The sequence below is a fragment of the Mesorhizobium sp. LSJC285A00 genome (genome assembly GCF_000503155.1).
Classification (GTDB): Bacteria; Pseudomonadota; Alphaproteobacteria; order Rhizobiales; family Rhizobiaceae; genus Mesorhizobium.
Genome location: NZ_AYVK01000038.1, coordinates 23,715 through 45,225 on the forward strand (window position 1 = coordinate 23,715; position 21,511 = coordinate 45,225).

The 21,511-nt window shown below is 60.1% G+C and carries 15 protein-coding genes; 7 read left to right on the top strand and 8 right to left on the bottom strand.

Annotated features, from left to right (window positions below; all coding sequences use genetic code 11):
• Positions 1–66 precede the first annotated feature (66 nt).
• Complete coding sequence (locus X726_RS0136205; RefSeq protein ID WP_032893307.1) at positions 67–711, top strand: XRE family transcriptional regulator; 645 nt, start codon at positions 67–69, stop codon at positions 709–711.
• Positions 712–760: 49 nt separating this feature from the next.
• Entirely contained in the window at positions 761–1,399 is a 639-nt protein-coding gene (locus X726_RS143945) for an FMN-binding negative transcriptional regulator (protein WP_023672382.1), read from the top strand.
• Between the two features lie 642 nt (positions 1,400–2,041).
• Here X726_RS143945 and X726_RS143935 read toward each other — a convergent pair.
• From X726_RS143935 to X726_RS0136210, 3 genes are all read right to left on the bottom strand, one after another.
• Positions 2,042–4,105 carry a carbamoyltransferase gene (locus tag X726_RS143935; protein WP_023672384.1) on the bottom strand — a complete coding sequence of 688 codons (2,064 nt, stop codon included), beginning with the start codon at positions 4,103–4,105 and terminating at the stop codon, positions 2,042–2,044.
• 1,139 nt (positions 4,106–5,244) lie between these two features.
• Positions 5,245–7,455 (bottom strand): xanthine dehydrogenase family protein molybdopterin-binding subunit, encoded by a 2,211-nt coding sequence (locus X726_RS143930; protein ID WP_023672385.1) that lies wholly within the window; start codon positions 7,453–7,455, stop codon positions 5,245–5,247.
• Between the two features lie 3 nt (positions 7,456–7,458).
• Positions 7,459–7,917, bottom strand: a complete 459-nt coding sequence (locus X726_RS0136210) for a (2Fe-2S)-binding protein (RefSeq protein WP_023708041.1) — start codon at positions 7,915–7,917, stop codon at positions 7,459–7,461.
• A gap of 390 nt (positions 7,918–8,307) precedes the next feature.
• Between X726_RS0136210 and X726_RS1000000172485 the strand changes: the two genes are divergently transcribed.
• A complete protein-coding gene (locus X726_RS1000000172485; protein ID WP_023672388.1) occupies positions 8,308–8,550 on the top strand; it encodes a hypothetical protein in 243 nt (80 codons plus the stop codon).
• A gap of 538 nt (positions 8,551–9,088) precedes the next feature.
• Here X726_RS1000000172485 and X726_RS143915 read toward each other — a convergent pair.
• Both X726_RS143915 and X726_RS143910 read right to left on the bottom strand, forming a co-directional pair.
• On the bottom strand, positions 9,089–9,988 hold the full coding sequence (locus tag X726_RS143915; RefSeq protein WP_023672389.1) for a dihydrodipicolinate synthase family protein: 900 nt from the start codon (positions 9,986–9,988) through the stop codon (positions 9,089–9,091).
• A gap of 53 nt (positions 9,989–10,041) precedes the next feature.
• Positions 10,042–11,274, bottom strand: coding sequence for a PLP-dependent aspartate aminotransferase family protein (locus tag X726_RS143910; RefSeq protein WP_023672390.1), 1,233 nt, complete (start codon positions 11,272–11,274; stop codon positions 10,042–10,044).
• A gap of 74 nt (positions 11,275–11,348) precedes the next feature.
• Between X726_RS143910 and X726_RS143905 the strand changes: the two genes are divergently transcribed.
• The 4 genes from X726_RS143905 (at position 11,349) to X726_RS143890 (ending at position 16,908) form a co-directional block, all read left to right on the top strand.
• Positions 11,349–12,854 carry a PLP-dependent aminotransferase family protein gene (locus X726_RS143905; RefSeq protein ID WP_031215355.1) on the top strand — a complete coding sequence of 502 codons (1,506 nt, stop codon included), beginning with the start codon at positions 11,349–11,351 and terminating at the stop codon, positions 12,852–12,854.
• 157 nt (positions 12,855–13,011) lie between these two features.
• Positions 13,012–13,503 carry an MOSC domain-containing protein gene (locus X726_RS143900; protein WP_023711837.1) on the top strand — a complete coding sequence of 164 codons (492 nt, stop codon included), beginning with the start codon at positions 13,012–13,014 and terminating at the stop codon, positions 13,501–13,503.
• A 6-nt stretch (positions 13,504–13,509) separates the two neighbouring features.
• Positions 13,510–14,460 carry a PDR/VanB family oxidoreductase gene (locus tag X726_RS143895; protein ID WP_023672393.1) on the top strand — a complete coding sequence of 317 codons (951 nt, stop codon included), beginning with the start codon at positions 13,510–13,512 and terminating at the stop codon, positions 14,458–14,460.
• Positions 14,461–14,511: 51 nt separating this feature from the next.
• A complete protein-coding gene (locus X726_RS143890) occupies positions 14,512–16,908 on the top strand; it encodes a transketolase (RefSeq protein ID WP_023672394.1) in 2,397 nt (798 codons plus the stop codon).
• A 187-nt stretch (positions 16,909–17,095) separates the two neighbouring features.
• Here the strand turns inward: X726_RS143890 and X726_RS143885 are convergent, their stop codons facing one another.
• The 3 genes from X726_RS143885 to gmd form a co-directional block, all read right to left on the bottom strand.
• Positions 17,096–18,517: a phosphomannomutase gene (locus X726_RS143885; RefSeq protein WP_023672395.1), complete on the bottom strand. Its 1,422-nt coding sequence runs from the start codon at positions 18,515–18,517 to the stop codon at positions 17,096–17,098.
• A 338-nt stretch (positions 18,518–18,855) separates the two neighbouring features.
• Positions 18,856–19,800: a GDP-L-fucose synthase gene (locus tag X726_RS143880; RefSeq protein WP_023672396.1), complete on the bottom strand. Its 945-nt coding sequence runs from the start codon at positions 19,798–19,800 to the stop codon at positions 18,856–18,858.
• Positions 19,800–20,870 (bottom strand): GDP-mannose 4,6-dehydratase, encoded by a 1,071-nt coding sequence (gene gmd, locus X726_RS143875; RefSeq protein WP_023672397.1) that lies wholly within the window; start codon positions 20,868–20,870, stop codon positions 19,800–19,802. The genes X726_RS143880 and gmd overlap by 1 nt, the downstream gene beginning before the upstream one ends.
• Positions 20,871–21,511: the final 641 nt, after the last annotated feature.

Here is a 21,511-nt window from a genome sequence, read left to right on the forward strand (position 1 = left end):
AGTTGCAATTTCGTGCCGGTCATTATACTGACCGCAATACGTGAGCCGAGGACCCAAGTCAATATAATGACCAATGTTACGGAAGCGTTTGATGCCGAGCAAGCGCTTGGGCAAGCGATAGCAGCCCGGATCCGAGACTTGAGGCGTGACCGAAGCCTGACCCTGGATCGCCTGGCTAAACTAAGTGGCCTATCGAAGGGAACCGTGGTCGCGCTGGAGCAGGGTAGGGCGAACCCCAGTATCGGCATACTGTGTCGGCTGGCGGCGGCGTTTTCGCTCTCGGTGGCCGATTTGTTGAACGAGCACCCTTCCACGGTGCGCCTTCCCATCGAGCGGACAGAGACCAGGAGGCTTTGGACGAGCGCCAAGGGAAGCTCTGCGCAACTGCATTCGTCGACCTCGGGACGCACGATGTTCGAACTGTGGAGCTGGGTCATGATGCCGGGCGATGTGTTTTCCGCGGAAGCTCATAGTCCGGATACGCGCGAGCTGATCTCGGTCAGACAGGGTGCCCTGAGCGTTGTGGTAGGTACCCACGTGGAAATTTTAAGCGAAGGCGAGAGTGCACGGCTTGTCACTGACCAACCTCACTCATATGCGGCGGCATCTGATGTGCCCGCCCACTTCACGATGGCGGTGCTTGAGCGTGGTGGACACCGAAATCCGGGGCACTCGTCGACGGCAGCGAAGATTCAGGGGCACGTTCCGTAAGGCCCCGCCGATTACTAACAACCGCACATTCGCGACAGGAGATAAACCGTTGTACGTTCCGCCTCATTTTGCCGTCCCTGATCAGAACGCCCTGTTTGACCTTATCGAGAGACACCCGCTGGGTATCCTCGTCACCCAAAGCAAAGGCACGCTGGACGCGAACCACCTCCCTTTCGAGCTTGACCGCTCGAAGGGAGACAAGGGCGTTCTCAATTGCCATGTCGCTCGCAAGAACCCAGTCTGGGAGGAAGTCGCCAATGGCGATGAGGTTCTCGTAATCTTCCGTGAGGCCGACGCTTACATCTCGCCGAACTGGTATCCGAGCAAGCATGAATTCCACAAGCAGGTGCCGACCTGGAACTATCTCGTCGTCCATGCCCACGGACGCATCACTGTCCGGGATGATGAGCGGTATGTGCGCCGCAACGTGGCGAAGCTCACTCACATGCAAGAAGCCTCGCAGCCGGTCCCATGGAAGATGGGCGACGCGCCGAAGGACTTCATCGACACGATGGTCAGGGCAATCGTCGCCTTGGAGATCGAGATCACCGGCCTGGTTGGAAAATCAAAACTCAGCCAGAACAAAGAGTTGCGCGACATTCAGAACCCTGGCGAAATGCTGCGTGCCCAAGGGGCCATTGCGATGGGAGAAGCGATGCTCGCGGCTGCGGCGGTCAAATCCCAATAGCATGTGTCTTGTCCCGACAAAGCCGCTGGTGCCGGCTTCCCGACGGGTCACCTAGTCCGCCTTGACGCACGGCAATAGCGTTTGACGGCCTGAAGCGACGCTGTGGTCACCCTTGTGATGCTTTTCCACGCGCCTGGTCAGGCGACAGGATTGCTCCGTCGTGAGGACAGGCGGGAGTTTGCAGGTTGCGGTGGGCGGGTTCGTTTCCGGCGCCTGCGCCCCGTCGTATGTCGCGAGTTGAGGAATGCGATCGAGGGCGATGTGCAGGATGCGCTGCGGGAACGTCGTCGGCTGGCACAGACGGACTTCCGATTTCACCTCGACCACCCGCGCAGCGGTTTTGAATGAGGCGCAAACGCACGCGTGTCGAATTGGGCGATTTCCCTTGGGCGCCGAGTTCGACCATGCGCGATGATGCGCTCGACGCAGCTCCAGCTGGCGGCGCCTTCAACGAACTCCTTGAACCTGCAGACCTTGCCCGAAAGCACTTCTCTTACGGGACATGATTGGCTTTGTCGCCGAAGCGACTGATGGAGATGGTGGTGGGCGCCGCCGCTAGGCGACGACCCCGTAATCACAGCGGGAGCTCGCAGGCGGGGTCGACAAAAACCCTTGATTGGCCGAGCTTGAGGTGCATCTCTATCAGGCTGATTGTCTATTGGGCTGGCCCAGCGTTTGATCGGACGCATGATCCATCCGACCAGCTTGTGAGGGATGCAACCGAACCAGGCGCTGCTCCCACAGTCTTCGCAGGCCCTCCATTAGAGCTGCATGCCTGGCCTGATCCGGCTCAATCATATTGAGGTGATCTCGCAACACGGCTTCGCCCTCGATCCGCATCAGTAGATTAAACAAGTCGTTTGAAATTCGCACACTGTCAATGCTGGAGTGGTTCGGAATAATCTCACAGACAGTCTCCTGATGATCTCGCGCTGTGTAAGCACGGGTTTGATGGAGGGAGACTGAGGGAGGCAATGAAATCGCAAGCGCAGTCCAATCCTGCAGCGTTGCAGCCCGTTTTTTAACCAGGAAGGGCCCGACCACAAGTCCATCCAGCTCTGTCGTCAAAAATGTGGCAATCGCGTCTGCAACCGTATCCACGATCGGTTCAGCATTGTTGTTAAAGGACGTATTGAGCAGAATTGGAGTGCCTGTCCGCTTCTTGAACGCATTGATGACCTCCCAGTAAGCGGGGTTGGCATCGCGCGATACTGTTTGCAGCCGAGCCGTACCGTCGACGTGCGTAATGGCACCCAACAAGGCGCGCTTTGAGTCACGCACGCGAACGACGAAATTCATGAATGGAAATTCGTGCTTACCGTCCGGGAGGTCGAAAAATTCGCTCGCATCCTCTTCCAGCACAGATGGTGCGAAAGGCCTGTAGCCTTCGCGCTTCTTGACCATGGCATTGATCCGGTCCTTGTTCGCAGCGGGCCGAGGGTCGGCAAGAATGCTGCGGTTGCCCAGCGCACGTGGCCCAAACTCCGAACGACCCTGCACCCAGCCGATCACGGCGCCGTTGGCGATCCAGTCGGCTGCACTGATCGCTACGTCATAAGAGCGTTCAACCTCGAGATGTCCGGCCCATGCATTCAGTTCCTGTTCCACGGCGCGGTCGCTCCCGAGATCAGGACCCCAATAGACCTCCTGCAGTCGCTCACGCGGCGCGGGGCGGCCCATCTCGTTAGAGACTATCAGCGCAGCTCCCAATGCGCAGCCAGCGTCGTGAGACGCGGGTTGCACGAAGATGTCTTCGAAAAGCCCTGAATACAGCAGCTTGCCGTTCATCGTGCAGTTGTGGGCTACCCCTCCCGCCAGACACAGCCGCTTCATGCCGGTGGCCTCACGGTGGTGCCGGAGAATGTGGAACACGATCCGCTCAAGCGCTTCCTGCAGTGACGCACTCACATCTCGATGCTGCTGGGTGAAAGGCATTCCCTTTCGCCTGATCTCGATGTTGCGGAGCAACGCCGGACCGATGCGGTCGAGGTGAACACGGTAGCCACCGTTGGCGGAGAGCTCGTAGAACTGCTCGAAGAGCTCGCGATAGGGAGCGGGGTCGCCATAGGGCGCGAGTCCCATTACCTTATACTCGTCGAACAAGCCGTAGCCGAGACAGCGGATCGTCTCGAGATAAAACAGCCCCAGAGAATTGTCCTCCGGGAAAGCCTCGATTTGCGTAATTTCTGTGCCAGACCCTACCGCCACAAGGCCCGACAGGAAATCACCACAGCCATCAATCGCTAGAATGAGACTTTGTTCGAAGCCCGACATTGCAAAGGCGCTCACGGCGTGCGCCTGATGATGACCTACGAATGAAATACGTGAACTGTCCAACTTAGTGCCGAACTCACGCGCTAACAGGTTCTGCACCAACATTTTAGCATCCAACGGAATGGAGAGAATGTCTGGTTGGGAAGCGGACATACCTTCAAGCATGGCGTTGGCGTAGGGCTCGCTGGCGTAGACCGCGACACGATCAATGTCGCTGAGCTGAACCCCGGCCGTCGAAAGACAGTATTGAATCGAACCACTTGGCAGCTTGTTCGAGTGCTTGATTCGATTGAGGCGTTCCTCTTCTACGGCGGCTATCACCTTTCCGTCTCGGACGAGCACCGCGGCGCCATCGTGCATAAAGGCGTTCGGACGCTCGAATCGGTTTTCATGGACTTGGTCAAGTCCGCCGCTGATTCCTAGACACAGCATTTCTTTCTCCAAATAGTAACGGGAAGCCAAATTGGCTTACCTCGACTGTTCCAACTAAATAGGCCGTGTTGTCGCCTGCAGCTGCGACCGCCCGTCAGGCATCAGCGGCATCGAAGAAAGCCTCATAAACGATCAATGAGATGCTTCGACTGTGACACCTACGGTGCCATCACGCCGAGAGCTTGGCTGGATCATCCAATCCTGAGCGGCTGCTGACATGTATCCGGCAATGTCGTTTTCATCGGCAGAACCAACTTGCGATGTTGCCTGTTCTTGGGAAGGGCGGCCGTCGACGAATAACAGTACCGCCCCCGTGAACTGGCCCGATTTCATTCTCCGAAGCGACCATGGTCGCACCGCCCGACATTGTCGGCCAGTTGCAACTCACTTTCTCGGCACGACCTCCACTGCACGTCAGGGCGCATGGAAGATTTTCTCCTTTGGATTATTCCTAAGGCAGCTTTCGTCACGCGATAGAGCAGCGTGTGATTGGTGCGTGAGGCTCTTTTTTGTCCATGCACGATTCCGGAAGGGTGATGAAATCGATTGTTTTGATCAAAGTCATCCACGCTATGAATAACAGCCGCAGCACATGCGTTTTCAAAGCGCTTCAGGCTTCCCGGATGGCTACTCCGATGTGAAGCGCATGGCATTCCAAGCGCTCTGTCAACCAAAACGATGAGTATCGGCGTCGACCCACATTGCCTTCGTCTTCGCGACTCCGTGACAGCGGCTGGCATTGTGTTTGTAGAGCATCGGGCGAAGATCATGTCGATCGGCCATCTCGCCTGCCTATCGGCAAACCCTTGAACAATGATCCACGCACCAGCGCGATTGTGATCACGAGCGCCTCTGAGCTCGGGAGGTTCGGTTTTCTGAGGGCCTGGGTCTCCGAAGCGATGGAGGTAGCTAGCCTTCCTGGTGCTATACGGTTGTGCTCTTCATGGAGTGGACGCATTTGCGTCTCGAAAGCGGTTCTTCAGTGGAACCGGCGCCAAGGCCCGTCTGTGGTCGTTCAGAACACGGGGTGCCGTCTCCAAACCGGATATTGGAGCGGGCAGCCGCCGGAATTTGACCCATGGAGATGAGCGCCTGTCAGGAGGCGTTTCGAAAACGGCGCGATCTTCATCGCGGCTGTTTCATGGTGTCATTCCTGACATGTTCTTTATAATCGGCAGCTTGCGGATAGTCTTGCCCGTCGCCGCCCGTAGCGCGTTGGCGACGGCCGGGCCGATAGGCGGCACACCTGGCTCACCAACTCCCGTGGGCGGCTCCTCGGACGGCACAATGTGCACCTCGACTCGCGGCATCTGCTCGATCCTGAGCGGTGTATAGGTATCGTAGTTCTCTTGGTCTACGACACCGCCATTCAGGGTCAGCTCCTCCTGGAGGATCGCGCCTAGCCCGAAGCCGATACCGCCCTCCATCTGAGCGCGAATCTGGTCAGGATTTATCGCGGTGCCGCAATCTACCGCGCAGACGACGCGGTCGACCTTGAAACCATTTTCATCGTTGAGGGTGATCTCCACCACATCGGCGACATAGGTCGAGAGGCTTTCATGCAGGGCCACGCCGCGGAAACGGCCTTCCGGCAGAGGCTTGTCCCAGCCTGCCTTCTCAGCAGCCACTTTAAGCACGGCGGCATTCCGTGGATGGTGACCGAGCATTGACAAGCGGAAGTCGACCGGATCACGGTTCGCAGCGGCGGCGAGCTCATCGATCAGGGTTTCCACCGCGTAAGCGGTGTGGGTGGAGCCTACCGAACGCCACCACAGCACCGGGATGTTCACGTCCGTGGTGGTCAGCTCGACCTTCAGGTTCGGGATCGCATAGGGCAGGTTGGTGGCGCCCTCTACGGAGGTTGGATCGATGCCGTTCTTGATCATCGCCGCAGAGGTCGAACCGCCCAAGACCGATTGGCCCACGATGTGGTCATGGAGAGCGACGACATTGCCTTTCTTGTCGAGCCCCGCCTTGACTGCATGCACATAGGCCGGCCGGTACCGCCCACCCCGCATGTCATTCTCGCGGGTCCACTGCACCCTCACTGGCTTGCCGCGTCCCAGTGCACGCGCTGTGGAAACAGCTTCGATAATGACATCTGCATCAAAGACCGCGCGGCGGCCGAAACTGCCGCCGGTCTTCATCACGTGCAGCCTCACCTTGTCCGGCGTGGTGCCGCCTACCTGAGCGGCAGCCGCCTGATAAAGGTCGGGCATCTGGTGTCCGCCCCAGACGTCGATGGTGCCGTCTTCGTTGATTCGGGCGGCCGCGTTGAGTGGCTCGATCGAAGCATGGACAAGATAGGGGAATTCGTAGTGCCCCTCGATGATTTTCTCAGCACTGGCGAACGCTGCGGGAGTGTTACCGTCGTCGCGCGCGGTGGCCGCGCCCAGATCGTCTGCTGCCTTGTTGTATTCGGCCATGATCTCGGCCGTGCCGCGCCCTTCGGCCTTCTCCTCGTTCCAGGTCACCTCCACGAGTTCGCGGCCCTTGAGCGCCGTCCAGGTGTCCCTGCCAACCACGGCAATGCCTCGCGGCGTCTGGACGACATCGACAATGCCGTCGAGTGCCTTCGCCTTGGTTGCGTCGAAGCTCTCGATCTCGGCGCCGAACTTCGGCGGATGGATCATAACGGCCGTCTGGAGTCCCTCCATCATGAGGTCGATCGTGTAGGTCTGCGCGCCGTTGGTCTTGCCGGCGGAATCGTAGCGCTTGAGGCTGTCCGATCCGATCTGGGCCCACTTGTCGCGCGGCTTTAGCGGCACGTCGTCGGGAACCGGCATTCCCGCTGCGGCTTCAGCCAGGTCACCGTAGCGCGCCTGCATCCCTGAGGCGTGCGACACGACCCCGGAAGCGACTTTGATCTCGCCGGCTGGCACATCCCACCGCTGCGCCGCGGCCGCCACCAGCAAGGCCCGTGCGGCAGCACCCGCCTTGCGGTAGCGTTCCCACGACGAACTCATCGACGTGGAGCCACCGGTTGCCTGTGCGGCCCCGCCCCAGGCGAGATTGCCGTAGAGCGCGGTATTGCCATATCCGCCGACCACGTCCACCTGCGCCCAGTCGCCGTCGAGCTCTTCCATAACCAGGGTGGCGATGCCGAAATAGGAGCCTTGTCCCATCTCGAACTGCGAGGAGTAGATGATGATTCGGTTCTCCTTTGTGATCTCGACATAGGTCTGGAAGGGGTTCGCCTGAACCTTTGCAGTAGTCGTTTGTGCGATGTCGGACGCCGCCAGCACTAGCCGGTAGCCTACGGCGAGGCCAGCGGTGGTGACGCCCGCGCCGACGAGGAACCGGCGGCGCGTGGGCCGCACGGAGTTATGCTTCGAAAGAAACTGCGACATGCCTCAAGTCTCCAGCCGGTTGGCGGTCTCGTGGATGGCCGCGCGGATGCGATGATAGGTGGCGCAGCGGCAGAGATTGCCGCTCATCGCCGAATCAATATCATCGTCCGACGGCTTAGGCGTTTCTGTGAGCAGGGCCACGGCCGACATGATCTGGCCAGACTGGCAATAGCCGCATTGAGGTACGTCGAACTCGGCCCACACGGCCTGGACCGTTTCGCCTATCTTGCCCGACACACCCTCAATGGTGGTGATCGAGGCTCCTTCGATGTCGCCGACTGCGGTCTGGCACGAGCGCGTCGGCATGCCGTTAACGTGAACCGTGCAAGCGCCGCACTGGGCAAGCCCGCAACCGAATTTCGTTCCCGTGAGTCCGATGACGTCACGGACCGCCCAGAGCAGCGGCATCTCTGGATCGACGTCGAGTGTTCGCGCCTCGCCATTGAGGGTAAAAGCGACCATTGCTTGCTCTCCTTGTCCTGAGCTGGCTATCTCGTTGAGCCTCCGCCCGCCTGGCAACCGAGCTCTTGTTGCTGGGCCTAGCGACCACACCGTAGGAACGCGCAGCTCAAGCAACAAGCCGCTAGTTTGGCGAGTTACGAGATCGTGAAGTGGGTCGTGTCGAAAGGCTGGAGGCAACTGAATGTCATTTTTTGGGCGGACAGGCCGCTTAGGCTGGGTTACACGAGACTGGACATTCGGGTCGTCGCGAACATCGACCGCTGGTCGGCCGCGTCCGGCAGGGCCCTGATTGGCTACACGAAATGAAATGGGACGACTATCGATGGGGGCCTACCTCGACCCGCAACCTCCACGACTGGACCCTCAGGTTTCCGACTATCGTCCCGGGCGGTGGCCGAGCTCGGCGCCTCGGACGCTATAATAGACGGTGAGGCGTTCGTCGTTGACCAGAAGACTTGTCGCGCATTCCCAGTCTTCAGCGGGCTCTTGGCCGCGGCGGGAGACGTCAGGACCATGCTTGCCGGCTTCGACCTGCTCAAGATCGACGGCGCGGGTCTTCGCGATCGGCCACTCGTTGATCGACGCAAAGCGCTAGTTAACCTGCTGAAACGCCGCCAAACGGCATCGTTCTGAGCGACGAGATCAGCGGCGGCAGCGACATTCTCGCGCAAGTCTGCCAGTTCGGCCTCGAGGGCACCGTCTCCAAGCTTCGTGTCAGTCCATATCCATCCGGCCGGCGCTAAGAATGGGTGAGACAAAATGCGTGCTGAGTGGTGAGTTCATCGTCATCGGCTGCGAACCCGGCAACAGTTACGGCGGTCGGGAAGCGTGCTCTGGCGAATGTCGAGGACGGAAGTATGGTGTTCGCCGGCGGCATTGGCACTGGCTTCAATGCGCGCACCGGGCCGGAAAGTAAAGCGCCGGCTCGATGCCATCCCAATGGATAAACCACCGATTCCTAGTTTGAAGGGGAACGGTGCGGCATGGGCGGAGTGCCTGCGCAGTCTGTACCTCCGCAGTCGATTGTTGAGTTCGAAGGGGGGTGTTATTGGCGTCGAGACCGCTCAAGCCATGGCTATCAGCACGCCGAGTGCGTTGTTTTCGATCAGTTCTCGAAATGAGCGGGTAAATACATGACACTTCCTTTCACTTGCCGAACGAGGTTTGCTGTTCACCGGCTGGCATCCGATGGCAAACCTTTCAACGCGGCGGCGATCTGGCGCTTCGCTGCTGGGGGCAGAGGCAGGATGGGACGCGGGGGGTCGGCACAAATGTCGAGCAATTCAGCGAGTGCATAGACGACGCGAAGGCTCGAGAACTCCTTGAAGAGGCTCCAGATCGGGACCAGCGCGGCATTGATCCGTCGCGCTTCGGCCGCATCCCCCTGTTGCGCCGCTGTGACGATCGTCATGCAGACCTCGGGCAGGATGCCCGCGAGGACGCTGTACCATGTGTCGGCCCCGGCGATCATGGCCTCGGCGGCGTTCCAGTCGCCGCTGTAGCCAATCGAGAACCCTTCCGGCAGTGTGCGCCTCTGGGCGGTCAGGTGGTTCTTGATCGCGCCGCTTTTGTCTGTCGGATTCTTGATGGCGACAATCCCAGCCACCTTTGCCAGGCGGCTGACAAGGGGTGGACTGAAATGGAAATGCGTCGTTCCTGGATTGTCGTAGACGACGATCGGCAGGCCACTTTCGCGCGCCACAGTGGAGAAATGTTCGAACACCTCGTCATCAGTAAGCGGGGTGTAGGAGGCGGCGGCAAGCAAACCCGCAGCTGCTCCAAGGGCCTTGGCGTCTTGCGCGAGCCCCACGGCTTCATCGGTGCGCAGCGCGCCCACACCCACCACGACCGGCATTTGCCCCGCCGTTTGGTCCAAGGTCTCGGAGAGCGCCCGCCGCCGTTGCTCGCGCGACAGATAGATGTATGTGCCGGTGCTGCCGAGAAGACCGATGGAATCGACCTGAGCAATGCCAAGCCGAGCAATCAGCCTGCGCAGGGCAACGCTATCGACGCGGCCGTCACGATTGGTCGGGGTGATGGGGAACGCGGAAAGACCGCTCAGGAATGCCATTGGCAAGGCTCCAGATCTATGTGTGAGCGCAGAGATGGCCGCACGCCAGGTCATTACAAGACGTCCAAAGCCCGCCGCAGATCGGCGATCAGGTCATCAGCGTCTTCAAGCCCCACCGAGAGACGCATGAGATCCTCGCCGACTCCATCGGCCAAATGGGCATCCTTGCGGATCGGCTGCCGAGCACGGGTGAGGCTTGCTGGATGATAGATGAGGCTGTCGGCATCGCCGAGGCTGACGGCGCGAATGATCAGGTTGAGCCGGTCCATCATCCGGCGCGCTCCTTCGTATCCAGCGTGGAGGCCAAAGGCCAACATGCCCGATCCGTTGGACATCTGTTTTCGCGCCGTCACCTGATCAGGGTGCGAGTCGAGGAACGGATAACTCACAAATGCCACCGCCGGGTGCGCTTCCAGCGCCCGAGCCACCGCAAGGGCCGTGGCGCTGTGCCGTTCCATACGCAGCGTCAGCGTCTTCAGACCGCGCAGGATCAGGAAAGCTGACATGGGCGAGAGCGCTGCGCCGGTGATGTAGCGCAGGCCCGTTTCATGCAGCGTACGGAGCGTTTGGGCGTCGCCGAGAAGCGCCCCGCCAAGCGCATCGCCATGACCATTGATGTACTTGGTCAGCGAATGGAGCACGATGTCCGCCCCGTGCTCAAGCGGTCGCTGGAGCGCGGGCGAGGCGAAGGTGCTGTCCACGGCAACCTTCACACCGCGCGCGTGGGCGCGCTTGGCAATGGCAGAGATATCGACGATGCGGCTCAGCGGATTCACCGGCGTCTCGAAGAAAACCAGCCGCGTCCGCTCGGTGATCGCGGCATCGAGATTTTGGGGATCTGACAGATCGACCGCGACGACCTTGATGCCGAAGCGGGGGACCGCCTGTTCGACCATGGCAAGCGTGTTCGCATAAAGCGTCTTGTGGACGATGAGTTCATCGCCCTGGGACAGGAGCGACAGGATCAGAGTGCCGAAGGCCGCCATCCCCGAGGCAACAACCAGCCCCGCCTCGGCTCCTTCCAGATTCGCGAGCCGCTGCTCGAGGATCTCGGTCGTGGGATTGTATTCGCGCGCATAGAGCCGTCCACCAAGGGCGGCGGCGGCATCGTTTGCTGCCACGCTTTCGAACCCATAGGTTGACGTCAGGAACACTGGCGGCTGGACGGCATTGGAAAAGCCGGCCGGATCGTAGCCATGATGGATCGCCCGGGTGGCAAATCCGGGGCTGGTGCGGTTGAGCGACCCCGTGGGAGCATCGGTTTCGGATTGATGGGAGCTGGTCATTCGGCCTCTGCGATCTCTCTTGGGGTTCCGAAAGATTGACGGCAACCTGGCCAATGTGAAATATCCAGTTGGCGATGAAAGAGATGGTCCAGTCTTCAAGTGCCGGGTCTGCAGCGCGCTCGCACGCGATGGGTGCACGCCAGATATACGAAGCCCTTCGCGAGCAAATCCTCGGCGGCGTCTACGAAACCGGCAGTCAGTTGCCATCCTCCCGGGCCCTGGCAAATGACCTCGGCGTTTCGCGAACCACGGTGACGGTCGCCTATGAGCAACTGGCTGCGGAGGGTTTCATCGAAGTCCGTCAAGGCGCACGACCTCGCGTTGCGTCTTCGTTGATGGGCCATGGGACGGGGCGCACTCACGCGCAACGGGTCGGCCCGATCCACCTGTCCGCATATGGCGAGCGGCTGCGCGCGACGTCACCCTGGCCAGATTATCTGCCGACTGGGCTGAAGGTCGAGTTCCGCTATGGCGACCTCGCGCCGTCGGATTTCCCTTCATTGGTCTGGAAACGCGCGATGAACGAGGCGATGGGGCAGCGCCCGCTGCGTCTTGCCTATGACGATCCTCGCGGCTCGCGCCGGCTTCGCCAGGCGCTTCAGGGCTATCTCTGGCGCGCCCGGACCCTGAGCTGCGACCTCGACCAGATCATAGTTGTGAACGGTTCGCAGCAGGGCCTTGATCTGTGCGCGCGCCTGCTTCTCGATCCCGCCGACCGTTTCGTCATCGAGGATCCGTGCTACAGGATGGCGCGTCAGGTCTTTGCCAGTACGGGTGCCTCACCCATCCCGGTCATCGTGGACGAAGACGGGATGAGGACCAAGTTGCTGGCGGGGATCGGAGCACGACTGGCGTATGTGACGCCATCGCATCAGTTTCCGCTTGGCGGCGTCATGCCGATCGCGCGCCGCCATCAGCTTCTGAAATGGGCGCGGCACAACAACGCCTATGTGATCGAGGACGACTACGACAGCGAATATCGCTACGACATCAATCCGGTCCCTCCGCTGCACAGTCTCGAGGACCACGGGGCTGTCATCTACCTCGGCACGATCTCCAAAACGCTCTCGCCGATGCTGCGCATCGGCTACCTCGTCGTCCCGCCCGAATTGCAGGAGGTCTTCGCAACCGCCAAACAATTCGCAGACCGGCATTCGCCGGTCGCTGAACAGGAAGCGCTGGCATCGTTGATCGAGAGCGGCGGCTACGAAAGCCATGTGCGCCGTGTGCGCAGGCTGAACGGCGAGCGTCGGGAAACGTTGTTGGGTGCCTTGCAGCACAGCTTCGGGGATCGCATCACTGTCCAGGGAGCAGATGCGGGACTGCACGTCGCGGTTTGGTTCAATGACCTGCCACGATCGCGGGAAACGGCCTTGGTCGAATCCGCCCGCGACGCTGGCCTGGGGCTACACCTGATCTCGCCGCTCTACGAACGGCCATCGGACCAAGGCCGCACCGATCGCGTCGGACTTGTCATGGGCTATGCCGCCTTGAGCATTCGGCAGATCGGGAAGGGCGTTGAGGTCCTGCGAGAGGTTGTCAAGCAGGTGCAAGACGCGATGCCGGCGCGGAACAACTGAGACGGGGCGACGCCGAAAGCTGGCGCTGAAAACGGTCCGAGGGCCCGCCGTATTTCTTTCCAAACAGCCAACTGGACCGGGAAAATGCCATGCAACTGGCGCTGTTGATCAGGCCAGTTTTGCAGCAGGTTCCACGAGACGGTTTCCGAGAGCGATGATGACCTGGCGAGGAAAGCTGCTTCACGTCCATATCGCGCCCGCTGCCTCCTATGAAATGGAGGAGCTGGCGCAGGCGCAGCTTATTGCCGGCCAAGGCATTGTCGGAGACCGCTACTACCTGGGGACGGGGACCTATTCCGCGCGTCCTGACGTTCGCGAAGTGACGCTGATCGAAGCTGAAGTCTTGGACGCCATCGCGCAGGGCGAACCCAGAATTCCGGGCTTCAAGGCCAAGCTCGCACCCGAGGATCACCGGCGCAATCTGACGACACGAGGCGTTCCGCTTAGCCATCTTGTCGGCAAACGCTTCCGGGTCGGGGAAACGATTCTCAGGGCCGCCCGGATGAATGTGCCGTGCAAGTATATCGAGGAGTTGCTCGGGCTTTCGGGTCTCTACGAGGGGCTTCTGAACCGCTCCGGCCTGAACTGCACAATCGACGTCGGGGGCGTGATCCGCCCTGGTGATCTGATCTTGCCCATCGACGAGTGAAACGCCATGGCCTCGCCGCGTATTATCATGAAGCTGACCGTGACCGCCGTCCGCAAGGAGCCGGGCGACGTGCTGGTCATCGACCTGAAACACCCACGCAAACCTGTGCTGCCGGCGTTCGAAGCGGGTTCTCACGTCGACGTCCATCTGCCTGAAGGGAAGGTGCGTCAGTATTCACTTTGCGGCGACCCGACCGAGCTGGGCCGCTACACCATCGCGGTGAAGCGCGAGAATGACGGCCGTGGCGGCTCGGCGTGGATCCACGAAACCATTGCCGTCGGCTCCACACTGCCTGTCTCCGCGCCACGCAACCATTTTGCGCTCAAGCCAGGCGAGGGGCCGACTTTGCTGCTGGCAGGGGGAATCGGGATCACCCCGATTCTGGCCATGGCGCGCGCGCTCACCCGGCAGGCCAAGCCCTTTGAGTTGCACTATTTCACCCGCAGCCGGGCGCTCACGCCACTCTTGGCGGCGATCGGGCGCGATCTTCCCGGCGGCAATGTGCGGATTCATTTCGACGACGAGCCTCAGACCCGGCAGGACATCGCCGCGCTGCTGGCGAACCGTTCGGCCGAGGCTCAGGTTTACTATTGCGGGCCGCCTGGCTTCATGGCGGTTGTGGGGCGCGCGGCCGAACACTGGCCCGAGGGTACTGTTCATTTCGAAACTTTCCAGCCTCCCGAGTTTGATGGCGCGCCACCGGAACCATTCGTCATAGAACTGGGTGAGGGCAGGATGGTCGAGGTTTCGGCGCAGACCACGGCGCTCGCGGCCCTGCGCGGGGCCGGTGTGCCGTTGATGGCCTCGTGTGAGAATGGGGTGTGCGGGACCTGCGAATGCGCAATGCTGGCGGGACAGCCGATCCATCGGGATGCCGTCCTGTCCAAGGAGGCACGCGGCCACCGCTTCATCCCCTGCGTGTCGCGCGCGACAGGTTTGTTGAAACTCGATCTTTGACCATTTGGGCGGGGGTCCTGTGAGACCGGCAGCTGATTTGCGGGAAACTGAATGACGAGGAAACTGGAATATCTGAACGAGATCGAGCGCTGCGTCTCCTGGCTCGCAGCCTGGACGATCCACCACGCCAACCACGTCCGCGAGGGCGATGAGATCAAGGTCGGGGGGCATCAGGCCTCGTCCGCGTCGCTGAGCACCATCATGACCGCGCTCTACGGTTCGGTCCTACGCCCGCAGGATCGGGTGGCGGTCAAACCCCATGCGGCGCCGATCTTCCATGCACTTCAGTATCTGGCGGGCAACCAGACTCACGAAAAGCTCATGAACTTCCGCGGCTACAAGGGCGCGCAGAGCTATCCTTCGCGGACGAAGGATGTCGACGATGTCGACTTCTCGACCGGGTCGGTGGGTCTCGGCGTTGCTCAGACGCTGTTCTCGTCACTGGTGCAGGACTACGTCTCGGGTCACGGCTGGATGAAGGAGCGTTCCGAGGGCCGAATGGTCAGCCTGATCGGCGACGCCGAGATGGATGAGGGCAACATCTACGAGGCCCTGATCGAAGGCTGGAAGCACGGGCTCAGGAACTGCTGGTGGGTGGTCGACTACAATCGCCAGTCGCTCGACGCCGTGATCCGGGAGGGCCTCTGGCAGCGGTTCGAGCAGATTTTTCGCAACTTCGGCTGGGACGTGATGGTCCTGCGCCACGGCGCTCTGCAAGAGGCTGCCTTTGCCGAGCCGGGGGGCGAGAAGCTGCTCGAGTGGATAGAGCGCTGTCCGAACCAGCTCTATTCGGCGCTGACCTTCCAAGGGGGTGCTGCCTGGCGCAAGCGGCTGCTCGACGAGATCGGAGACCAAGGGCGGGTAACCACTCTGATAGAACGCCGCTCAGACGACGAGTTGCAGGCGTTGATGACGAACCTTGGCGGGCATGACATGCCGAGCCTCCTCGAAGCCTTCGAGGCGGCGTCCAGGCATGACCGTCCCGTCTGCTTCATCTGTTACACCATCAAGGGCTACGGTCTGCCGCTTGCCGGACACAAGGACAACCACGCGGGGCAGATGACGCCCACGCAGATGGAAGACTACCGCCTGCAGATGGGCGTAAAGCGGGGTGAGGAGTGGGACAAATGGGCGGCCGCCAACTTGCCGGAAGCGGAACTTGACGCCTTCTTCGCAAGGGCGCCGTTCTTCAGTGAGGGCCGTAGGAGGCTGTCTGCGCCGTCGGTGCCGGTGCCCGAAACCCTTCCGTCACCGGGGCAGCCCGGCAAACCGCTCTCGACCCAGATGGGCTTCGGCCAGATCCTGAACGACATCGCACGAGAGCGCAGTCTGCTTGCCGACCGCATTGTCACCACCTCGCCCGATGTGACGGTCTCGACCAATCTCGGTGGCTGGGTTAACCGGCGCGGCCTTTTCGCCCGGGAGACCATGGCGGACACCTTCAAGGCCGAACGCATTCCGTCGACCTTTACCTGGGAATTTGGGCCGAAGGGGCAGCACCTTGAGCTCGGGATCGCCGAGTCGAACCTGATGATCATGCTCGGGGCGCTCGGTCTCTCGCACTCGATTAATGGCGTGCGCCTACTGCCGATCGGGACAGTCTATGATCCCTTCATCTACCGATCGGCCGACCAGCTAAACTACGCCTGCTATCAGGATGCGCGCTTCATGCTGGTCGCAACGCCCTCGGGCGTGACGCTGGCGCCCGAGGGCGGGGCACACCAGTCGATCGGAACCCCATTGATCGGCATGGCGCAGGATGGGCTTTGCGCCTTCGAACCGGCCTTCGTCGACGAACTGTCCGTGATCATGCGCTTTGCCTTCGATTACATGCAACGTAATGGCGAGGGGGATCCGGATGAGATGACGTGGCTGCGTGATCAGACCGGAGGATCGGTCTATCTTCGCCTGTCAACCCGGCCGCTCGAGCAGCCGCTGCGCGACATGAAACCGGCGCTCGCGCGGGACATCGTCAACGGCGCCTATTGGCTGCGTCCGCCCGGGCCGAACGCGAGTGTCGTCATTGCTTACCAAGGCGTTGTCGCGCCGGAGGCGATTGCCGCGACGGGTCTTCTGGCGGAGGACCGGCGCGATGTCGGGCTGCTCGCGATCACCTCCGCGGACCGGCTTAATGCGGGCTGGCAGGCGGCGGAACGAGCCCGGCAGCGTGGCGCGATTGGCGCCCTGAGTCATATCGAGCGGCTGCTCGCGCCGCTATCGCGTGACTGCGGCATCGTCACCGTGATCGACGGCCACCCGGCGACGCTCGCGTGGCTCGGTGGGGTTAACGGGCATCGCGTGAAGGCGCTCGGGGTCGAGCATTTCGGCCAGACGGGGACTATTGCGGACCTCTACCGTCACCACGGCCTGGACACCAACGCCATCGTACATGCGGCACAGGCGGTGAGTGCGGGACCGGCTGTTCGCTACCGGAAGGCGCTGCCTTGACCATGAGCTACCGGACGCTTCGGGCCGGTACGGATCGGCTCACGTCCACCGCCCGGCCATTTCCACGGGCGTTCCGGTTCGCTTCAAAGCGGACAGCTGCCAGGGACACTGTGGACGTTCTGATCGCGCTAGAGTAGCTCGTGCGACCCCCAGGGTCACCTGGAATACGCAGGGAGGCGGCTTTTATTTAGCCTTGCGTCCAATTACGAATTCGATCCAATCCAGTCCGGAGCAAAAGCTCCGCGTCCTCCCGATTTTCGGCTTCGACGTAGCACCGCATTTCCGGGGCATTTCCGGATGGACGCAAATGCAAGACACGCTTATCCGCGAGAGTGATACGAAGCCCGTCAACATCGCTAACCTTGCTTACCACTCCAATCGACCCGACGAAGGCGGCGATGTTAGTTTCCGCTGTACGAAGGTATGTCATGAGGCGAGTGCTGCTTTCGACGGAAAAATTTTCCAAGCGATCCGCAACCGCCGCTGGCAATTGAAAGGAACTGCCAATCTCCGACAGTGGCTGCCCACTTGTATTAACAAGGGAAAGTGCCGCAAGGATGGGGAGAAAACTGTCGCGTGTAGGTAGCGCTGGCAGTTTAGTTCCGTTCGGGTCAAAGTCCGTGCCGGTCAACAAACCACCGTTTGCTTCGAAACCAACCACGCGCTCGTGACCCGACGCAACCAAATCGAGCATGGCAGCAATAACAAATGGCGATCCAACCTTGGTACGCACGACTTTAAAAGAACCTGCGGTCTCGATACCAGAGTTTGATGTGACCGGCGTGACGACTGCCTTCGCTTGCAGGAAGTTCGCCGTAATCAGGCCTAACAAATCACCGCGAAGGGGGTCTCCGTGGTCGTCAGCTACCAGTGGGCGGTCACCATCGCCATCTGCCGAGACGACCGCATCAAGCCGATGCTCTTTGGCCCAGAGCTTGAACTGTTGAGCAGTCTCGTCCGAGACCGCTTCAGTGTCGACAGGAATGAAACCTTCCGAACGTCCCAGGGTTACGACCGTCGCACAGTGATATGAGAGAATGTCAACCAAGAGATCGCGCGCGACTGTGCTGTGCTGATATACGCCCACCGTTAAGCCCTTTAGAGCATTAATCTCCATAAGCTTTCGATTGCGCGCCATGAAAAAGGCCTTGCATTCGGCCTCCCGGTGCTGCCGACGTGCAACAGCACCTTCAAGGACGTATCCGCGCTTCTCCAACTGCAAGGCGATGCGCGTTATCTCCCGCTCATCACCCTTGTCGATCTCACCGTCGGGTCGATAGAATTTTATTCCATTACGGTCGGCCGGAATGTGCGAGCCTGTGATCATCAAACAACCACTCTTACGCGCCTGAGCATACAGTGCCAGGGCAGGGGTGGGGACGGCGCCGCAATCGACTACGATGAAGCCGAGCGCAGACAGTGCCGCCGCACAGACGGCGGCGATGGCCGGACTCGAGGCGCGAAAGTCGCGCCCTATGAGTATCTCGTCGTCAATTCTGGCCAGGCCGGATTCCAGCAGGAATGTCGCGAATGCCGTTGCATATAGGGCAGAGGCGGCTCCTGCCAATTCTGTCGCCAGGCCCCGTAATCCACTTGTTCCGAATTTCATACCAAATCCGACGTTGCTAACCGGGTTTTGAGGGTAACATGCTCAAACTTTGGCTCGTCCGGAATGCCCATCGACAGATCCCTCGGACGAGAACAAGAAGTACATTCGGTTACCGTAGACGCGCTCGGTTATCGAGGGTTACCCTTGTGAGGATTGACGCAGTCGGCGTCGGCGTGGGCAGCGCACCGTGACCTTCACGGCGACGAGTTGGAGCGGATGGGGTCCGGGCCCGGCAGGGCTCCTCGCGGCTGGCTCACATGAGCGCTATCGCCATCGAGTGATTGTCTCAGTCTACATTAGCTCTGGGTCCCGAAAGCGCGTACAGCAAATCCTCTTATCTATCGCCGTTCGGTGTAGCTCCCGTTCAGAAATGCATGATAGACACTCTCGATGCCTTCCATGAGAGTGATCTTTGCTGCCCATCCCAAAGTGCGCAGCTTGTCGACGCTCATCAGCTTTCGCGGTGTACCGTCAGGTCTAGAGTGATCATGCGCGATCTCCCCAGTAAATCCGACTACACGGCAGATCATTCTGGTCAGCTCTAGGATCGTGATGTCCTGTCCGCAGCCGAGATTGACGTGATCATGGTCAGAGTAGTTCTTCAGAAGGAAGACTAATGCGTCGGCGCAGTCGTCGACGTGCATGAATTCCCGACGTGGTGTGCCCGTGCCCCAGATGGTGATTCGCTTATCACTTATGAGCTTAGCTTCATGCGCTTTCCGGATCAGCGCTGGGATGACGTGGCTTGACTGCAAGTCATAATTGTCGCCTGGCCCGTAGAGATTCGTCGGCATAGCGGAGATGTAGTCGCGGCCATATTGCTGGCGATAGGCTTGAGCCATTTTGATGCCGGTGATCTTGGCGACGGCGTAGCATTCGTTGGTGCGCTCTAGTGGCCCGGTCAAAAGCGCGCTTTCAGGAATGGGCTGTGGTGCCATCTTCGGATAGATGCAAGACGAGCCGAGGAAGAGGACGCGGTCGACATTGTTTTCGTGGGCTGCCGCGAAGATATTGGCCTCGATCATCAGATTGTCGTAAAGAAAGTCGACCGGATAGGTGGCGTTCGCGAGAATACCACCTACCTTTGCCGCCGCCATAATGATAGCGTCCGGTTTCATCACTGCCACGAAGTTTTCAACCTCGGTCTGTCGCTTGAGATCTAGCTCTCCGCGAGGGGCGGCCACAACTTTGCAGTCTTCAGACGCGAGTCGGCGTACAACAGCGCTGCCCACCATACCTTTGTGGCCAGCGACCCACACGGTTTTTCCGTTCAGATCATACATTACGCTTCCTTCATGACTACAGATGTCTGCATGACCTTCAGGTCTTCGCGGACCATTTCCGCAGCAAGGTCGCGCACGGATATCTCATGCACCCAGCCGAGCTTCTCCTTCGCCTTGGTAGCGTCACCCAGGAGAAGATCGACTTCCGTGGGGCGGAAGTAGCGTGGGTCCACTTGGACTAGGCATCTGCCGCTCGCTAGATCATAGCCCTTTTCGTCGACACCCTTGCCCCGCCATTCGATCTCGACGCCGACATCTTCGAAAGCCCACTCGACGAATTGGCGGACAGGAGTCGTTTTGCCCGTAGCCAGCACGTAATCATCCGGTTGATCCTGCTGCATCATCATCCACATACCTCGCACGTACTCACGCGCATGGCCCCAATCGCGTTGAGCATCGAGATTGCCGAGATAAAGCTTGTCCTGCTTGCCCAGGTAAATAGCAGCGGCAGCGCGGGTGATCTTGCGCGTCACAAAAGTTTCGCCACGGAGGGGGCTTTCGTGATTAAAAAGAATGCCGTTGGAAGCGTGCATACCATAGCCCTCACGATAATTGACGACCATCCAGTAGGCGTAGAGCTTGGCGGCGGCGTAAGGGCTGCGCGGATAAAAGGGCGTCGTTTCGTTCTGCGGTACGGACTGCACGAGGCCGTATAGCTCTGACGTCGAGGCTTGATAGAAGCGGGTCTTGTCCGTCAGACCGAGGAGGCGAATCGCCTCAAGAAGTCGCAATGTACCGATACCGTCCGCGTTTGCTGTGTACTCAGGTGTTTCGAACGACACCTGGACATGGCTCTGAGCAGCCAAGTTGTAAATTTCGTCTGGCTGAGATTCCTGAACCACGCGGATGAGGTTAGTCGAATCAGTGAGATCACCGTAATGCAAGATTAAGCGCGGATCGGATTCGTGCGGGTCTTGGTAGAGGTCTTCGATACGACCGGTGTTGAAGGAAGAGGAACGTCGCTTAATCCCATGAACGATGTAGTCTTTTTTGAGAAGAAGACGGGCAAGATAGGCACCATCCTGTCCAGTTATGCCCGTAATAAGAGCAACTTTCCTGCTATCACCCATTCTATTCCTGCTCAATTAAAGTTTAAAGTTTCGGCTCCGGCTCGCCACGCCGACACAATGTGCGGCCCGCCCCGTGCCCCATGGAGCACTTCGACAGATGCGGCGCGAAGATCGTCATTGACTGTCCGCCAGCCGAGCACACCTGCTCTGCTTAGAGTCACGAGCAAAAATAGAGTCGCGCCGCTAACCTGTCGGACTCGTACATGCGGTCTGAGTGCCGCTCAGCTCACGCCCTGAGCGACATGTACTCCCAGCACCTTGCAGCTGATTTGCTCTTCTATCAGCGAGTGAGGACGCCTTTCTTTCTTGCTTCAGCGTCTTCTAATGGGAATTGTTTGGATCCGTGAAATCGATTGTTTGGATAAAGTGCATCCACAGAATGGATGGTCTGAGCGAGCAGCGGGGGCGCATCGCCGGCCCGGAGTCGTAGCGCGAGCTTCCGTTCGGGGCGAGGACAAAGTTCGTGGCCGCGAGCGTCACCACAGCATCCGGCACAGGTCGTGCAGAACTTTGGGAGCCGACTGCGGATTCTGTCGATCAGCTGGTTCCAGGCGCGTCGAGCCATCGACCTCATCTCGCCCGGTACCGGTTGCTGTATGCAGCCTTGCACCCTTGGCGTACGGCGTCGACGGAATGATTTG

Coding starts and splice junctions, on each gene's coding strand:
- X726_RS143885 (WP_023672395.1), bottom strand. CDS start 18,517: ATGAAATTCGGAACAAGTGGATTACGGGGCCTGGCGACAGAATTGGCA.
- X726_RS143910 (WP_023672390.1), bottom strand. CDS start 11,274: ATGACCAGCTCCCATCAATCCGAAACCGATGCTCCCACGGGGTCGCTC.
- X726_RS143935 (WP_023672384.1), bottom strand. CDS start 4,105: ATGCTGTGTCTAGGAATCAGCGGCGGACTTGACCAAGTCCATGAAAAC.
- X726_RS143895 (WP_023672393.1), top strand. CDS start 13,510: ATGGCCTCGCCGCGTATTATCATGAAGCTGACCGTGACCGCCGTCCGC.
- X726_RS143930 (WP_023672385.1), bottom strand. CDS start 7,455: ATGTCGCAGTTTCTTTCGAAGCATAACTCCGTGCGGCCCACGCGCCGC.
- X726_RS0136210 (WP_023708041.1), bottom strand. CDS start 7,917: ATGGTCGCTTTTACCCTCAATGGCGAGGCGCGAACACTCGACGTCGAT.
- X726_RS143915 (WP_023672389.1), bottom strand. CDS start 9,988: ATGGCATTCCTGAGCGGTCTTTCCGCGTTCCCCATCACCCCGACCAAT.
- X726_RS143880 (WP_023672396.1), bottom strand. CDS start 19,800: ATGTATGATCTGAACGGAAAAACCGTGTGGGTCGCTGGCCACAAAGGT.
- X726_RS143900 (WP_023711837.1), top strand. CDS start 13,012: ATGACCTGGCGAGGAAAGCTGCTTCACGTCCATATCGCGCCCGCTGCC.
- X726_RS143890 (WP_023672394.1), top strand. CDS start 14,512: ATGACGAGGAAACTGGAATATCTGAACGAGATCGAGCGCTGCGTCTCC.
- gmd (WP_023672397.1), bottom strand. CDS start 20,870: ATGGGTGATAGCAGGAAAGTTGCTCTTATTACGGGCATAACTGGACAG.
- X726_RS143905 (WP_031215355.1), top strand. CDS start 11,349: ATGAAAGAGATGGTCCAGTCTTCAAGTGCCGGGTCTGCAGCGCGCTCG.
- X726_RS0136205 (WP_032893307.1), top strand. CDS start 67: ATGACCAATGTTACGGAAGCGTTTGATGCCGAGCAAGCGCTTGGGCAA.